At 45.5% G+C, this 16,155-nt stretch carries 15 protein-coding genes; 1 reads left to right on the top strand and 14 read right to left on the bottom strand.

The features are described 5' to 3' along the window. Nucleotides 1–6: 6 nt before the first annotated feature. From modA to PG766_RS01625, 12 genes are all read right to left on the bottom strand, one after another. A complete protein-coding gene (modA, locus tag PG766_RS01680; RefSeq protein WP_055247201.1) occupies nt 7–903 on the bottom strand; it encodes a molybdate ABC transporter substrate-binding protein in 897 nt (298 codons plus the stop codon). 4 nt (nt 904–907) lie between these two features. Further along, nucleotides 908–1,945: a molybdopterin-binding protein gene (locus PG766_RS01675; protein WP_118198339.1), complete on the bottom strand. Its 1,038-nt coding sequence runs from the start codon at nt 1,943–1,945 to the stop codon at nt 908–910. Between the two features lie 129 nt (nt 1,946–2,074). Next, nucleotides 2,075–2,863, bottom strand: coding sequence for a selenium-dependent molybdenum cofactor biosynthesis protein YqeB (gene yqeB, locus PG766_RS01670; RefSeq protein ID WP_118198340.1), 789 nt, complete (start codon nt 2,861–2,863; stop codon nt 2,075–2,077). Beyond that, the gene (locus tag PG766_RS01665; RefSeq protein WP_055155574.1) at nt 2,864–4,195 is read right to left on the bottom strand and encodes a uracil-xanthine permease family protein; all 1,332 of its coding nucleotides are present in this window, start codon (nt 4,193–4,195) and stop codon (nt 2,864–2,866) included. Between the two features lie 136 nt (nt 4,196–4,331). Next, nucleotides 4,332–5,756, bottom strand: a complete 1,425-nt coding sequence (gene yqeC / locus PG766_RS01660) for a selenium cofactor biosynthesis protein YqeC (RefSeq protein WP_270590311.1) — start codon at nt 5,754–5,756, stop codon at nt 4,332–4,334. Continuing rightward, nucleotides 5,746–8,028 (bottom strand): xanthine dehydrogenase family protein molybdopterin-binding subunit, encoded by a 2,283-nt coding sequence (locus tag PG766_RS01655; RefSeq protein WP_118198342.1) that lies wholly within the window; start codon nt 8,026–8,028, stop codon nt 5,746–5,748. The genes yqeC and PG766_RS01655 overlap by 11 nt, the downstream gene beginning before the upstream one ends. Then, entirely contained in the window at nt 8,025–8,492 is a 468-nt protein-coding gene (locus PG766_RS01650) for a (2Fe-2S)-binding protein (RefSeq protein WP_117556023.1), read from the bottom strand. The genes PG766_RS01655 and PG766_RS01650 overlap by 4 nt, the downstream gene beginning before the upstream one ends. Continuing rightward, nucleotides 8,482–9,279, bottom strand: coding sequence for an FAD binding domain-containing protein (locus PG766_RS01645; RefSeq protein WP_118198343.1), 798 nt, complete (start codon nt 9,277–9,279; stop codon nt 8,482–8,484). Before PG766_RS01645 ends, PG766_RS01650 begins: the two co-directional genes overlap by 11 nt. A 14-nt stretch (nt 9,280–9,293) precedes the next feature. Further along, a complete protein-coding gene (gene ruvB, locus PG766_RS01640; RefSeq protein WP_117556028.1) occupies nt 9,294–10,295 on the bottom strand; it encodes a Holliday junction branch migration DNA helicase RuvB in 1,002 nt (333 codons plus the stop codon). A 10-nt stretch (nt 10,296–10,305) separates the two neighbouring features. Next, nucleotides 10,306–10,917 (bottom strand): Holliday junction branch migration protein RuvA, encoded by a 612-nt coding sequence (ruvA, locus tag PG766_RS01635; protein WP_118198344.1) that lies wholly within the window; start codon nt 10,915–10,917, stop codon nt 10,306–10,308. Between the two features lie 14 nt (nt 10,918–10,931). Then, complete coding sequence (locus PG766_RS01630; protein WP_055155576.1) at nt 10,932–11,435, bottom strand: Gx transporter family protein; 504 nt, start codon at nt 11,433–11,435, stop codon at nt 10,932–10,934. A gap of 3 nt (nt 11,436–11,438) precedes the next feature. Further along, complete coding sequence (locus PG766_RS01625; protein WP_118198345.1) at nt 11,439–11,843, bottom strand: NusG domain II-containing protein; 405 nt, start codon at nt 11,841–11,843, stop codon at nt 11,439–11,441. Between the two features lie 463 nt (nt 11,844–12,306). On the opposite strand from PG766_RS01625, the gene PG766_RS01620 reads away from it, so the two are divergent. Beyond that, nucleotides 12,307–13,293 carry an FAD:protein FMN transferase gene (locus PG766_RS01620; RefSeq protein WP_118198346.1) on the top strand — a complete coding sequence of 329 codons (987 nt, stop codon included), beginning with the start codon at nt 12,307–12,309 and terminating at the stop codon, nt 13,291–13,293. A gap of 97 nt (nt 13,294–13,390) precedes the next feature. Here the strand turns inward: PG766_RS01620 and PG766_RS01615 are convergent, their stop codons facing one another. Next, on the bottom strand, nt 13,391–15,475 hold the full coding sequence (locus PG766_RS01615) for a sensor histidine kinase (protein ID WP_270590310.1): 2,085 nt from the start codon (nt 15,473–15,475) through the stop codon (nt 13,391–13,393). Then, nucleotides 15,447–16,154, bottom strand: a complete 708-nt coding sequence (locus PG766_RS01610) for a response regulator transcription factor (protein WP_117823222.1) — start codon at nt 16,152–16,154, stop codon at nt 15,447–15,449. The genes PG766_RS01615 and PG766_RS01610 overlap by 29 nt, the downstream gene beginning before the upstream one ends. Nucleotide 16,155 lies beyond the last annotated feature (1 nt).

The raw sequence follows: 16,155 nt of genomic DNA, 5'->3' as shown, positions 1-16,155 counted from the left end.
CCTCTTTTACTCTACGTTTGTATCGAAATAGTAGCTGTCAAAGATCTTCTTTGCGTCATCGGATGTTACATATGCAAGGAAATCATCGGCTGCTTTTTTCTTTGCATCATCTGCCTCTTTATTTTCCACACGGCAGATCGGATAAATCACGTTACCTGTCAGATCATAGCTTACTGTCTGAAGGATCTTGATCTGATCCTCATATCCGTATGTATCAGAATAATAAGTTGTTCCAACTTCGCATGCACCCTCTGTAACGGCGATCAGCACCTTGCTTACATTTGCCTGCTCACTGATTTCTGCTCCACCAAGAGCTTCAGAAACCTGTTCTGTTGTGATGGTAGACGCATCGTCTACTTTGTCCAAAATTCCGAGATTCATCAACGCCTGACGGGTGTATTTTCCAACTGGTACACTTCCGCCTGCAAGTGCAATGCTCTTTGCCTCATTTAAGTTTTCAAGCCCGGTTACTGCTGTATCACTGTCCTTTAATGTGATAACGACTACCTGATTGTTCACTACATTATGGCGGGTTCCTTCTACTACCAGTCCGTCAGCCTCAAGCTGATCCATCTGTTTCTGTGCTGCAGAGAAGAACAGATCACACTCATATCCTTCTTCGATCTGTGTCAGCAGAGTTCCTGAGCTGTCTGCATTGTAGACGATCTTCACATTCGGATGCTCTTTTTCATAACGCTCTGCAATATCTGTCATTGCCGTATTCAGGCTGGCTGCGATAAATACCTGAAGCTCTACATCCTCTTCTTTGTCAGCCTTTGTTTCTGTCTTTTTGTCTTCTGTTTTTGTGTCGGTCTTTTTACCGTCACATGCAGCAAGTGATGCTGTCATCAGCAGAACCAGACCTGCTGCCACTGTTTTCTTAAATAAGTTATTCTTTCTCATGATTTTAATATCCTCCTTTTCCAAATCCACAGTTTGGAAAAGTACACACCGGACAGGACAGACAAAGTCCTCCCTGTCCAAGAAGCCGGAAATCTTTTTCATGCAGCTTTTCATCACACATAATCCTCGGAAGAACCAGATCAAAAATCGTCCGTTTTGCATACATCACGCATCCCGGAAGACCCATGACCGGAATCTGTCTGCCTTCTTTTTCACAATAAGCAAGCATAAACATGGCTCCCGGAAGAACCGGTGCCCCATAAGTCACCACTTCCGTACAGGCATTTTTGATCGCAAGCGGAGTCCTGTCATCCGGATCCACACTCATTCCACCGGTACAGACGATCAGGTCAGAACCATCCTCGATCAGAGTCTGGATTGCTTCTGTGATCATCTCATGATCGTCGTTGCACTGGATCTGCTTCACCTCTGTAACGCCACATTCTTTCAGTTTGTCGATCACAACCGGAGTAAATTTATCCTCGATCCGGTGATAATACACTTCGCTTCCCGTCGTTATGATTCCCGCTTTTTTCTTCTGGTACGGAAGAATCCGGAAAATCGGTTCTTTTCCTGCCACTTCACAGGCCTTCTGCATCTTTTCTTCTTCGATCACAAGCGGAATGATCCTTGTTCCTGCAATCTTATCTCCGGTTTTCACCGGAAAATTTCCATGTCTGGATGCGATCATCATCTCACCAAGACTGTTCACCGCATTCAGCTTTTCGGTATTGATCTTCAATACCCCTTCACAGTCGGCGATCAGTTCGATCTTTCCTTCCTTCACCCCGGAAGGATGCATATGCTCACCCTGACAGATCTGACGCAAGATCTCAGCTGCCTCATTTTCATGAAGCATACCTTCCTGTTTTTCCCAGATATAAAGATTCTCTTTTCCCACAGATAAAAGTACCGGAATGTCTTCTTCGGTAACAATATGTCCCTTCCGGAAAACAGCATCCTTTACAACTCCCGGAATGATCTGTGTAATGTCATGGCACAGCACCTGCCCCACTGCATCTTCTGTTCTTACCAGTTTCATTTTTTGTTCCTCACTTTATATGGATTATGGCATAAAAATACCTGCCGTCACTGCGGCAGGTATTCTGCCCAAACCTTTTTATATTTTACCATAAAAAGGATGGATAAATAAGTTGTCCGGACAACTTTTTTATTTTGTTTTATAGACAAAATCGATTGCTTCCGCAACTCCGTTTCCGATCTTTCGTGCTTTATCCGAAATCGTATAACAAAGTTTTTCCTCTATCCTTGCATCCACATCTCCGATCTTCAATCCTTTTTTGACCGGTACACCTTCCTGGAGCATCCCACGGACAATCCCGTGGAGCCTCGCATAGACAGGTTCATCTCCGCACCTTGCAACAATCTGCCCTTTTTTCACCACATCACCAATTCTCGCGACCGGATGCATGATTCCGTCTGCGGATGCCTTTAAAAGGCGTTCCACCGTATAGCCGCCAATATTTCCCGGAATTCCGGTGTTGGGGATTGCACTTCCCTCGCGGATCACCTCGCCCAGATGCTCACCTCTTTGCGTTTCAATCACAAAATGGCAGTCTCCGGCTGCCGTAAAGCCCGGTCCGATACCGATAACAAGAGGAGCGTCACTGATCCGGGTCCCAAGATTCTTTTTTGCCATGATCCCGTCAACCAGTACATCCGGCAGATATTCTTTCCGCACTTCTGCTTTTTCATCCACCATGACAGCAATTTTCCGCGTTGCCATAATTGTTTCTGCTTCTTCAAAATTTTCGGCAAGAACTGCTTCTATTCCTTCTACCACTGCATGTTCTTCGTACACCGCTCTTGAAAATGCCACCTCACGTCTGACGGTGAGTGGGATGGCAACATCCGTCATCAGGATCTGATGTCCTCTTTCCCACAGCTCTGCCGCAATTCCTGTGGCAAGATCCCCGGCTCCTCTTATCAGGATCTTCATTTACTCTTCTTTCTCCTTTGGTAAAACCAGATTCAGGAACACTGCAACCAGAGTAGACAGTGCAACCGGTGATTTACCGAAAATGGTTGTTACCCATGCAGGGAGCTGCGCAAGTGCTGCATTTGCCTGTGTCACACCCATTCCAAGTGCAATAGCAAGTCCTACGATGGATGTATTTCTATAATTCATCTTTGAATTATTGATCAGTTTGATACCCGTCATAGAAATCATTGCAAATACAGAGATTGTTGCGCCTCCAAGCACACATGACGGAATAGTCAGAAGAATGTATGCGATCTTTGGCATGATTCCTGCAACCAGCATGATCATCGCTGCAATTCCAAATACTCTCTTTGCTACTACTTTCGTAGAACTTACGATTCCGACATTCTGACTGTAGGTTGCTGTCGGGAGTCCGCTGAAAAATGCGCAGACAATATTGCTGACTCCATAACCAATGATACCACCGCTTAATTCCTCATCCGTCGGCATACGGTCCATTCCTCCGGTCGTCGTTGCTGAAAAGTCTCCGATTGCCTGAATAGAGCTGATTGCAAACAATACCGCAATCGCAACACATGAGGATGGCTCGAATTTAATTCCGAAATGCATCGGCTGTGGGAACTGTACCCATTTTGCCGTTAATACGGAAGAAAAATCCACCATTCCAAAGCCAAGCGCAACTACATATCCAACTATGATTCCGATCAAAACGGAAGAAAGCTTTAAAAAGCCCTTTCCAAAATGATTCAGTCCTGTTACGACTGCCAGTGTGATGATCGCAACAAGCCAGTTCTGCCATGAACCATAATCCGCACTTCCTGCTCCACCTGCCATATAATTGACTGCGGTCGGATACAGCGAAAGTCCGATTGCAAATACAACCGTTCCCGTAACCAGCGGCGGGAAAAGATGACGGATCTGCTTGATAAATATTCCTACAATAATCGCAACAATACCGCCCACGATCTGTGCACCAAGTATTGTTCCAACATCTGCATCCTGTGCAATTGACTGCATGATCGGCACATACGCAAAGCTGATTCCCATAATAACCGGAAGCCCGGCTCCTATCTGATAAGACTTAAATTTGATAAACGGAAAAAGCTGGATGAATGTCGAAATCGCTGACATTGCAAGAGATGCCTGAATCAGGACAACCGTGTCTGATTCTGAAAGTCCGGACACACCGGCAAGAATGATCGCCGGTGCAACACAGCCAATGATCATCGCCACTACATGCTGGAATGCCAGCGGAAGTGCCTGACCAAAGGATGGTTTTCCGTTAAGGTTAAATAGTTCCTGTGAAGTATTACTATTCTTCGTACTCACTTTTTTGCCTCCTTCTCTACCCACTTACAACTTTCGTTGTCAAAGCTATCGTATCTATGATAGCACGAATAGTTTTCAATGACAATTCGGCAATGTTCCATTTTTCAACACACAATTGCTTTATTTTTCCAAAATATTAACGAAACGATGTAATCCGTACTTTTTCACCAGAATCCCGTTCTACTCTTAAGGCGATTCTCTCTGCCATTTTCAGACGTTTTTCGTCATCTGCTTTGTTTAGCACAATATAGAAATCCTTTTCCGGCAGGACATTCTTTTTCCCGCCTTTTGCCGAAACAGCCAACCCTGCCAGATCCTCCTCCGTCAGAACCTCTTCCACTGCTTTTCCAAGTACCTGTGCCACAAGCTCAGGTCGGAAACAGCAGTCTTTTATCCTTTGTCCGATGGCATCGAGTCCATATACAGAAAGGACTATCTGGATCTGCTTTGGAATAACCGGTTCTTTCTCCCCCGGCACTTTCGCCGGAAACATCCGTGCACCATCCGCTTCTACAAGAACCGGCGCAGGAAGCTCCCAGATCTTTTCCATTACCGGTACAGAAAGGCTTTTGATCCTGCCTCTTCCTGCATCCAGACCGGCGATCACCACGCCTTCTCTTTTACACACTTTCAGAATCTTTCCGATAGAATCCTCCATTACAAAATAAGGGGCAGTCTCTTTTTTCATATGGGTTGTAGTCACCAGAACCGGGAGGGCACCCTTCTCTTGGTATTCAGCAAGCAGCTGTTTCAAAAGAGAAGTCTTACCTCCCGCACCCACGGCAGCAATTCTCGGTACCATCTGCTCCGTAAGTCCAAGTGCCATAAGCAGAGACTCTTTCCTTTGAAGCTTTCCATTTTCGATAACATATACATGGAAAGTTTTCTTTGTGCCTCCTTCTGTTATCCGCATTTTTTCTATTTCCGGCATATAATCAATATCTTCCAACTCTTTTTCCAGGCTCACCTCGTAAAATATTGCTTTTTCCCGGTATCTGCGGAACACCTTTCTTCCTCCGGCATCTCCTTCCAGTTCCAGAAGCTCTTTCCCGTACTTTGCCGGAAACCAGACCGGATTGCCTTCCTGTCCATTCCAGGTCACACATCCCGGTACGACTTTTGCCTCCCGCTCCATCTTTTCCAGGAATCCTTCCACGCTTTCTTCTGTAAAATAAGGCTGATCCGCCACAAAAAATGCATAGGCATCAGCATCTCCTGCCGCACGGATTCCTGCTTTTACCGAATAGGCTGCTCCTTTATAGCTGTCTTTTGAAATCACTGTTTTTACCGGGAAACGTTCACCTTGCTGCTCGTTTTCCTGAAGTGCTTTTACCTGATGCTCAATCTCCGGATACTGTGTTACCACAATCATTTCCCATTCCGGATGCCTTTGACAGACTTTTAACAGACGGTCGAATAAATAGCGGAACATCGGCTTTTCATCCAACAGATAAAGCAGTTTGTTCTCTGCTTCTGATTGTGGCGGTTCTGTATTTTGCATCCTTTGGCTGTTAAAACGGCGGCTGTTTCCAGCCGCCAGATAAATCAGTTTAATTTTCATTTTCCATAATTCCCATTGCAATCTGTTCACTTGTAATCGGAAGTTCACGGAACCACAAACCTGTTGCATTTGCGATTGCATGCGTCAATGCCGGAGCCGGTGTATTGATGACGATTTCGCCAATCGATTTTGCGCCAAACGGTCCAGTCGGCTCATAGCTGCTCTCAAATTCCACATGCAGATTTCCCATATCCATTCGGGTCGGAATCTTGTACTGCATAAATGAATTGTTCAGAAGCTGTCCTTTTTCCGTGTACTGAATATTCTCATAAAGAGTCATGCCGATTCCTTGCACGATTCCGCCTTCCGCCTGTACCCTCGCAAGATTCGGGTTAATAACAGTTCCGCAGTCAACCACTGCATAGTAATCCAGAATCTCGACATGCCCTGTCTCCGGATCCAATTCGATTTCAACAGTGCCTGCCATATAAGGCGGCGGAGATACCGGCGAACTGTGGCTTTCTGTTACCTGAAGCGCAATATCACTTCCGCACATTGCCCCTGCTCCGATTTCCGCAAGTGTCACCTCTTCTCCGGTCTTATCGCTTCTTGCAATGTGTCCATCGAAATCAACCTCATCCACTTCACATTTCAGCATCTTCGCTGCCTGTCTGACGATCCGCTTTTTCAGTTCCTCACCGGCTCTTGTCACCGCCATACCGGTCACATAAGTCGTACTTGATGCATAAGAGCCTGAATCATACGGCGAAGTATCGGTATCTGCTCCGGATACTGCAATATCATCCAGATCACAGTCCAGACATTCTGCTGCCATCTGTGCAAGAATCGTATCACACCCGGTTCCCATGTCCGCTGCCGCGATTGACATATTGTAGACACCATCCTCGCCCAGTTTGATCGTTGCAGATCCGACATCTACATTGGAAATGCAGGATCCCTGCATGGCAAGTGCTACTCCGACGCTGCGGATTTTGCCATCCGGCATAACTTTTCTTGGATACTTTTCATCCCATCCGGACATTTCTTTTACTCTCGCAAGGCATTTATCAAGTGCACAGCTATTCGCTGTCTCCCCATAATATGCCGGCATGAACTGTCCTTCTTTGACCATATTTTTCATACGGATCTCCATCGGATCCATGCCAAGTTTTTCTGCCAGTTCGTTAACAGATGTCTCAACCGCAAAGATTCCCTGCGTCGCTCCATATCCACGATAAGCTCCTGCTGCCATCCGGTTGGTATAGACCACATCGTAACGGAACCGGTATGCATCTAATGAACCATAAAGCGGAATCGCCTTATGTCCGGAAAGTCCGACCGTTGTCGGTCCATGTTCCCCGTATGCTCCTGTGTTAGAAAGTGTATACAGATCAATTGCCCGGATATTTCCCTCTTTATCTGCTCCCATGCGAACCGTCACCGCCATATCATGACGCGGTGAGGATGCAATCTGGGATTCCTCTCTTGTAAATACAATTTTCGATGGCTTTCCGGTTTTCCAGGTTACAAACGCCGGATAAACCTCACTTACCGCCGTCTGTTTTGCCCCAAATCCACCACCGATCCTCGGTTTAAACGCACGGATCTTGGATTTTGGTATGCCAAGTGCATTGGAAACAATACGGCGCACATGGTAAACGATCTGCGTAGAACTCATCACATTCAGTCTTCCATACATATCCATAAAGCAGACCGTCTGAAATGGTTCCATCATTGCCTGCTGTGCCGCTTTGACATGATATGTATGTTCTACAACAACATCGCATTCTGCAAGAACTTTCTCTACATCCCCATGTCCATCTTCTGCCTGTGCACAAAGATTCCGCTTGTTATCTGCTCCTACCGGGCACAATGCCTTCCAGCTGTCCTCCGGATGCACCAGAATTGGACCATCCAGCGCTTCCTCAGGATCTAATACTGCCGGAAGGACCTCGTATTTGACCTTGATCATCTTTATTGCACGTTCTACGCAGGCTTCATTTTCTCCGGCAATGATCGCTACCGGATCTCCTACAAAGCGAACATGCTGGTCCAGGATCAACCGGTCATACGGACTAGGCTCCGGCCAGGTCTGTCCTGCAATTGTAAAACGCTGCTGCGGTACATCCTTCCAGGTATAGATTGCTTCGATTCCCGGCACACGCATTGCCACATCTGTCTTGATCTCCTGGATCATCGCATTGGCATGCGGACTTCTTAGAAGCTTAACGATCAGACAATCCTTTGGTGCCAGATCATTTGTATATACCGGCTTTCCAGTCACCAGTGCTTTCGCATCTTTTTTTACAAATGGTACTCCTACTGCTTTCATCTGGCTCCTCCTTTTCTTTTGTAGTCCAGAAAATCATGGATTCCTCTGAGCTGTCCCTCGTAGCCTGAACAGCGGCAGAGATTCCCCGCAAGGTATTCCCGGATCTCGTCATCACTTGGATCCGGATTCTCGCGGAAAAGTGCGATTGCATTCATGATCATACCCGGATTACAGAATCCGCACTGCTCCGCCCCCTGTCCTGCGATAAAAGAGCCAAATTCTTCTGCTTCCTCCTGCAGTCCTTCCAGCGTATCTACCTTGTGCCCGTCTGCTCTTGCAGCAAGCACGGAACAGGAAAGTACCGGCTTCTCATCTAAAAATACGGTACAAAGTCCACAGTTGGAAGTCTCACAGCCGCGCTTTACGCTGTAACATCCATGATTTCTCACGAAATCGATCAGAAGCAGATCAGCTGCGATCTCTTCTGTAATCTTTTTTCCATTCAGTGTCAGACTAATCTGCATTCTTTTCACCTCCGTTTGTAATTCTCTCTAATGCTCTGCGGATCAGAACCTCTGCAAGATGGGTACGATACGCTGCACTTCCACGCATATTGCTTCCCATCGGCACCTGGGCTGCAAGCTCTTTTGCAAATTTTTTCAGATCTGTGTACGCATCCAGCTGTTCTGCCGGAACGTGAATACAGACTGCTTTCATCGGTCTTGCCCCAACTGCCACCTTCAGTTCATCTCCATAACGGTCAGCAGCAACCGCCAGTACCGGAAAATCCGTCTTGGTATTACGGTGTGACTGATAGCTTCCCTTTCCTGGTGTTTTCTTTACGATCACACGGACAAGGATATCATTATCTCTCTCCATCTTTGCAAACTCTTCCAGAGAAATGATCCCACCTTTATAAAGTTCTACTTCTGTATCCAGTGCAAGGAAACAGGTCAGTACATCCGAAAATCCAAACCGTCCGAAAATACTTCCGCCGATCGTCGCAAGATTCCGGAACTGTACACCGACAATACTTCTCACACTTTCTCTGATCATGTTGCAGCTCAATTCATTTAATCCTTCGTGTAACTCCAGATCACGAAGGGATACCATACATCCAATCTTCCATGCATCCTCCGTCTCTTCAATCTGATCCAGTCCGAGTCCGGACAGATCGATCGCAGTCTGGATCTGCGCAGTACTCATTTTCAGCCAAAGCATTCCACCGACGATCCGGTTCGTCTTTTTCTGGTTCAGTTCATACGCCTGCTCCAGACTCTCTGCTTTCACATATTGTTTTATCTTCAGCATCGTCTCTTTCCTTTCTATTCTTCGTTCTTGTCAAATCCAAGATGGGTATACGCAAGATCTGTGACCACCCTTCCTCTTGGTGTTCTCTGTAAAAAGCCATTCTTCAGAAGATATGGCTCATAGACATCTTCTACGGTTCCGGCATCTTCCCCGATCGCTGCCGCAAGGGTATCCAGTCCTACCGGACCTCCCTGAAATTTTTCAATCATGGTCGTCAAAAGATTACGGTCTACATGATCAAGTCCAAGCCGGTCCACATCCAGAAGATCCAGTGCCTGCCTTGCCACCTCTTCGGTGATCACCCCCTCGTATTTGACCTGGGCAAAATCCCGGACTCTTTTCAAAAGCCGGTTGGCAAGCCTTGGCGTTCCTCTGGAACGTCTTGCCATCTCAAGGGCTCCCTTTTCATCGATCTCCACATCCAGCACGCCTGCTGAACGGATGATGATGGTCTGCAGTTCTTTTTCCGTATAAAATTCCAGACGGTTCACAACTCCGAAACGATCCCGGAGCGGAGCTGTCAGCATTCCGGCACGGGTGGTTGCCCCTACCAGTGTAAAATGCGGCAGATCCAGACGGATCGACCTTGCCGAAGCCCCTTTTCCGATCATAATATCGATTGCAAAATCTTCCATCGCCGGATAAAGTACTTCCTCCACCTGCCGGTTCAGTCGGTGGATCTCATCTACAAATAGCACATCTCCTTCCTGGAGATTATTAAGGATTGCCGCCATTTCCCCAGGTTTCTCGATCGCAGGGCCTGACGTGATCTTGATATTTACGCCCATTTCATTCGCAATGATCCCGGCGAGGGTTGTCTTTCCAAGTCCCGGCGGACCGTAAAACAGCACATGATCCAGTGCCTCTCCCCTGCTTTTTGCCGCTTCTATATAAATCTTAAGAGTCTCTTTTGCCTTCGCCTGTCCAATATAATCTTCCAGAAGCTGAGGTCTTAAATGGCTCTCAATTTTTACATCCTCTTCCAGATTCTCTGTGGTAATAATTCTTCTTCCCATCCTAATCCTCTTATATCAAATATTTGAGTGCACCCTTCAGCAGATCTTCCACCGTCGTGCTCTCATCCATTTCCACTTTTCGTACTGCCTGCAGTGCCTCAGTACTTCCATAGCCAAGCGCCGTAAGTGCCTGTACCGCATCTGCCTGAAGTCCTTGTGCATTTACCGTATCTTCAGCGGCTCCATTTGCCGCTTCCACCTGGTGATCCAGTACGTCCTCAATCTTCAGCTTATCCTTCAGTTCCACGATCAGCTTCTCCGCCGTCTTCTTGCCAATTCCCGGTGCTGCTGAAATTGCCTTGATGTCCTTCGACATCACGGCAAATCGAAGTTCGTCTGGTGTAAGCTGTGCCAGAATCCCAAGACCTCCTTTCGGTCCGATCCCACTGACACCGATCAGAAGCTTGAACACAGAAAGCGCATCACGGTTTAAAAATCCATACAGCTGTATAGCATCTTCTTTGACATTCAGATAGGTGTGGATCTTCACTTTACTCCCAACCGGCGGAAGCTGTCCCATCGCCTGTCCGGACATAAAAATCCCGTAGCCCACGCCGCCTACATCTACAATCGCTTTATCTTCTTCGAGAGCTACAAGCTCCCCTCTTATATATGAAATCATCTCTTCCTCCCACGCTATGACAATACGATGCTGCCAAGTCTTTTGAGCATTTCATTTGCCACAACTCCGATAATAAATCCGGTGATCACTCCTGCGATCAGAAGCACCGGCACATAATAGGCGACGCTGAATGTCTCCACGACCAGCATCGCTACGATCAGCTGACCGACATTATGAAAGACACCACCTGCCATGCTGACTCCAAAAACACTGAATGATCCCCGCTTTTTCAAAATCACCATCACTGCAAGGCTTAAAAGTCCGCCTGCCAGACTGTATAAAATACTAAACAGACTGGCAAAAATAAATCCGGACAGCACGATACGCGTCACCGAAAGCAACAGGGCATCCTTTCCACCCATCTTGTACAGTGCCACCACAACGATCAGATTCGCCAGTCCAAGCTTAACCCCCGGAATCCCGATCTGAAACGGGATCAGAGTCTCTACATAACTAAATATCAGCGCAAGGGCAGTAAATACACCAAACCACGCTATTCTGACTGTATTTTTCTTCATATCTTAATTCGTCACCGCATCCAGTTCGGCTTCTTCTCCATCGACAATTTTCAGAACAATCTTATTCGGAAGGCAGATAATACTCTCTCCGTTCCTTGAAATTGCTTTCTGGTGTACACAGATCTGATCCGGACAGTTGGCCGCTGCCATTTTCACTTTTCCGTTCTCGATCTGCACGGTGTTCGTTCCTCCGTTGATCTTAAATGCACGCTCTTTCTGCAGATCCAGTGTCTCTACCACTTTCCCGTCAATCTGTATTTCTACAACGCCTGCGCTTTTCTGGCTCGTGAATAGATGTCCTGCAAAAAAAATGCCTGCCGCAGCAAATACAAGGAGGACAAGAATCAGATCATTCTTTTTGAAACCGGATGCTTTCTCCTCATGGCTCTTATTTTCTTTATGGCTCATAGGGTTCTCCTTTTTCTTTGTTTATTCTAACACATCATTTTATCTAATGCAATCAAGTGTTCGATTGATTTTTTTCATGGGGGAACGTATAATGGGGTAATTGGCGAAATGGACGGTCTGTGGAAAAAATGGAATAGAGACGCCGAGGGAGGAAATGGAAGTGTGCAGCTCTCAAGTTGTGCATACCATTCCGATGAACCTCTTAGGGCGAAAATCGTGTTCAGCAATGGCTTCCACGATTTTTGAGTTTCATCTCCATTGCACAAAATAGAGAGCTGCACACTTCCATTTCCTCCCTCGGCTGGTTATTGACTTTTTGCACAGACCTGGGATTCGTAAATTTTCATTATGTTGTTTGTTGAAGGTTTATGAAAAAAATAATGCTGTGGATTATGTTTTGATAAATTTTACTGTATTGGGAAAATTTTATGTAATTAGTGTTTTAATGGTAGGAGGTTCTGCGATGAAAATAAGGAATTGGGGAATTGGTATTTGTTTGAGTTTGTTTGGGACTTTTTGTCTGGGGGGATGTTCTGGGAGTTCGCCGCAGCCGGTATCGCGGACGGTTACCGTGTTTGATACGGTGGTGACGATTACAGTTTATGATAAGGATTCAGAGGATGTTCTGGATGCTTGTGTGGCGAAATGTGAGGATTATAATGCGCGGTTTAGCCGGACTTCGGAAGGAAGCGAGATTTATGAGCTGAACCATGCAAACGGGGAGCCTGTAACACTTTCGGGTGATACGGTGGATTTGATTCAGAAAGGCGTGGAATACAGCCGTCTGGCAGATGGAAAGTTTGATATTACGATCGCTCCACTTAGTGACTTGTGGGATTTTAAGAATAATACGGGGACCGTTCCTGATGATGCGGCGATTCAGGAAGCGAAAAGTCATATCGGATATGAGAATGTGAGGGTTGATGGAAATACGGTTCAGCTTCTGGATCCGGAGGCGGCTATTGATCTTGGCGGAATTGCAAAGGGATATATTGCGGATCAGCTGAAAGCATATCTGAAAGAGCAGAATGTATCCCATGCGCTGATCAATCTGGGCGGAAATGTGCTGGCTCTTGGCGGCAAACCGGATGGCTCGGATTATAATATCGGGATTCAAAAGCCGTTTGCACAGAATGGAGAAGCGATCACCAGTGTAAAGATCAAGGATCAATCTGTAGTTTCTTCCGGGATTTATGAGCGGTATTTTAAGGTAGGCGACAAGATTTATCACCATATCTTAGATCCGAAAACTGGGTATCCTTATAAAAATAATCTGCTTGGGGTGAGTATTGTCTGTGACTCTTCTACGGAAGCGGACGCACTTAGTACAACCTGCTTTGCGATGGGGTTAGATGATGGATTGAAATATATCGAAGGAATCAAGGGGGCAGAGGCACTCTTTATCACGGATGATTATGAGATTCATTACTCCAGCGGATTTCCAAAGTAAAAAAGTTGAATGATGTAGGTTGTGAGACAAATCAGAAAAATAAATGGTACCAGATTCAGTTGTAAAAAAAATTTGAATCCGGTACCATTTATTTTTCTTATGCTTCCTGCTTCATTGTCTCTTCTCCCGGCAAAGCCCAGCGGATTTCGGCTTTGAAGAGGTCTGCCTCGGTTTCGATGTGGAAGCTTCCACCCTGGAGACCTACGAAGCTTTTTACGATTGCAAGACCAAGACCGGAGCCTTCGGTATTGCGGGACTCATCTCCGCGGACGAAGCGTTCTGTAATTTCTTCCGGATTGAAGGTGAGCTCGGTTGCGGAAATATTTTTCAGGCGGATAAATACATCTTTCTCCGTCTTTTCGATTTCCACATAAACTCTTGTTCCCGGAAGTGCATATTTTACAATGTTATTCAGAAGATTCTCAAAGATCCGGTAGGTCTTCTGACTGTCCAGTCGAAGAATCACCTTTTCCTCCGGGAAAGTGATCCTGAACTCCAGACCTTTTTCTTCGAACTTATCTTCCAGCTCAAATTTTACCTGTTTAAACAGATTGACGATATCCACGTTCATCAAATTCAGCTTTACATTCTGGCTGCTTGCTTTGCTGATCTCAAAGAGGTCTTCGATCAGGACTTTCAGACGCATAGATTTGCGTTCCAGAATATCAATATAATCCTTTCGCTTTTCCTCATCTTTCTCGTCTTTCAACAGATTCACATAGGTTATGATCGCAGTCAGCGGTGTTTTCAGATCATGTGATACGTTTGTGATCAGTTCTGTTTTCATACGCTGGCTTTTTACTTCTTCCTTTACCGCTTTCTTAAATCCGGTCTGGATCTTCTGGATTTCATTACGGAACGGACTGAACACACCAAGATCACCTTCAATCTCTACATCCAGATTTCCGTCTGCAATTTTATTAGTTGCCTCCAAAAGCAATGCATATTTTTTCCGGAGATCATTAAAATATTTTTGCAGGATCAGGAACAGGATTACAGAATATACGATCAGTCCTGCAATTCCGTAATACCAGAATGAACAGATCACCAGCAGTATTGCGAAATTGAACAGCACGATTTTCAAAATAATCTTATTGTTCTTTTCCTTGAAATTGAACTGATCCAGAGAATGATAAAATGCTTCGATCTTATCCTTGCACCAGTGGATACCGCCTCGGATTCCGTTTCCGAATCTTCTCCAGATCCAGATCAGCAGAACTCTTTTTTTCACATATTCCTTTACTCCAAGAAGCCGGATCTGGCGTACACAGCCGGATACCCAGTACATGACTGCAAAGAAAACAAACCAGACCAGAAAATCGATTGGCCACACATTTCCTTTCGCGTGCGTAATCAGTTCTCCAAGATAGCTGAAAATCAGGCTAATTCCAGTAATACCAGTTGCTATCGCAATTTCAAATGGTACATGGAAAATTTTTTCATCTCCTGTATGCAGATCTTTCTTCATCGGAATCAGCCATGCCAGAAGTGCGACCAACAATATAAGGGTCAAGATTGTATAAACCGCCGCGTTTCCCACCATTGAAGTAATCGGATATACCCGCATAACATAAGCATTCAGCTTTGCTTCCGTCATCATGAAATAATAGGTCCTGTCTTTTGGTGAAATATTTTCAATCTCACTTTCATCTTCATATTCAAATATTTTTTCCAGCAAATTTGAGGTCAGAATCTTCAGAACAGCTTCCTGCTTGGTTACTTCCGTTCCCATCACCTGATCAATCTTGATTTCACCGTTTTTGTCAAACGAGATCTTAATCCCAAGAGCATAATCTGCAAGCTCGGTATCTTTCACTTTTTCCCAGGAATCTCTATTCGACCGGTATCCATCGATTACCTCTCCGTTTGCATCCTGCACCTGGTAATTCATATATGCAATCTGCCGGTTAAATTTCTCATCAAATTCCGGATAATAATCATCCAGAAACTTTACGTTATATTCGTTTCCGGATTCTTTGGAATACAATACATAGCAGTCCCGGATAAATGTCTTCATAAAGGACTCACTCGTCCGGTAGTTCTGCGTCAGACTGTCCTGCTCCTTTTTTGCATTCTTATAAAAAGTATTATAGTTTCCTAACACGATCACCGTCGCAAGTAAGATTACGCCTAAAATCAGGACAATCCCAAATTTATGCCTGTTTTTCGATTTTGTATCCAACGCCCCACACCACCTTTAAATATTTTGGTTCTTTCGGGCAGCTCTCAATTTTTTCACGGATATTCCGGATATGGACCATGATCGTATCGGTATTGATCGCTTTTTCATTCCATACACGCTCGTAAATTTCCTCTGCCGAAAAAACTCTTCCAGGACTCTTCATAAGGAGAAGCAGGATTTTGTACTCAATCGGTGTCAGGCGCACCGGCTCTCCGTCAACCGATACCTCCACCGTTTCTTCATTCAGCTCCAGACCGCCTATCACATGGATATTCTGATTTTCTTCACGGTCTCTTAGCTTCTCTGCAAACATCCGGTATCTTCTGAGCTGTGAATTCACCCTCGCAAGAAGCTCCATCGGTGTAAATGGCTTCGTCACATAATCATCTGCCCCGATATTCAGTCCCATGATCTTATCCACTTCCTCTGATTTTGCTGACAGCATGATCACCGGAAAATCATATTTTTCCCGAAGCTTCATCGTCATACGGATTCCATCCATACGCGGCATCATAATATCCACGATTGCAAGATGGATTTCTTCTTTCTCGATCACTTCCAGACCTTCAATTCCATCTGCCGCCTGAAATACTTCGTATCCCTGACTTTTCAGGTAAATTTCCACACCTTCTCTGATTTCCTTGTCGTCTTCAACGACCAGTACATGATTCATTTCCATA

This window comes from Coprococcus sp. LG101-27 (assembly GCF_027695515.1).
GTDB lineage: Bacteria > Bacillota > Clostridia > Lachnospirales > Lachnospiraceae > Allocoprococcus > Allocoprococcus comes.
The sequence above is the reverse complement of the archived record's forward strand: the minus strand, read 5'-3'. Positions and strand labels throughout refer to the sequence as shown.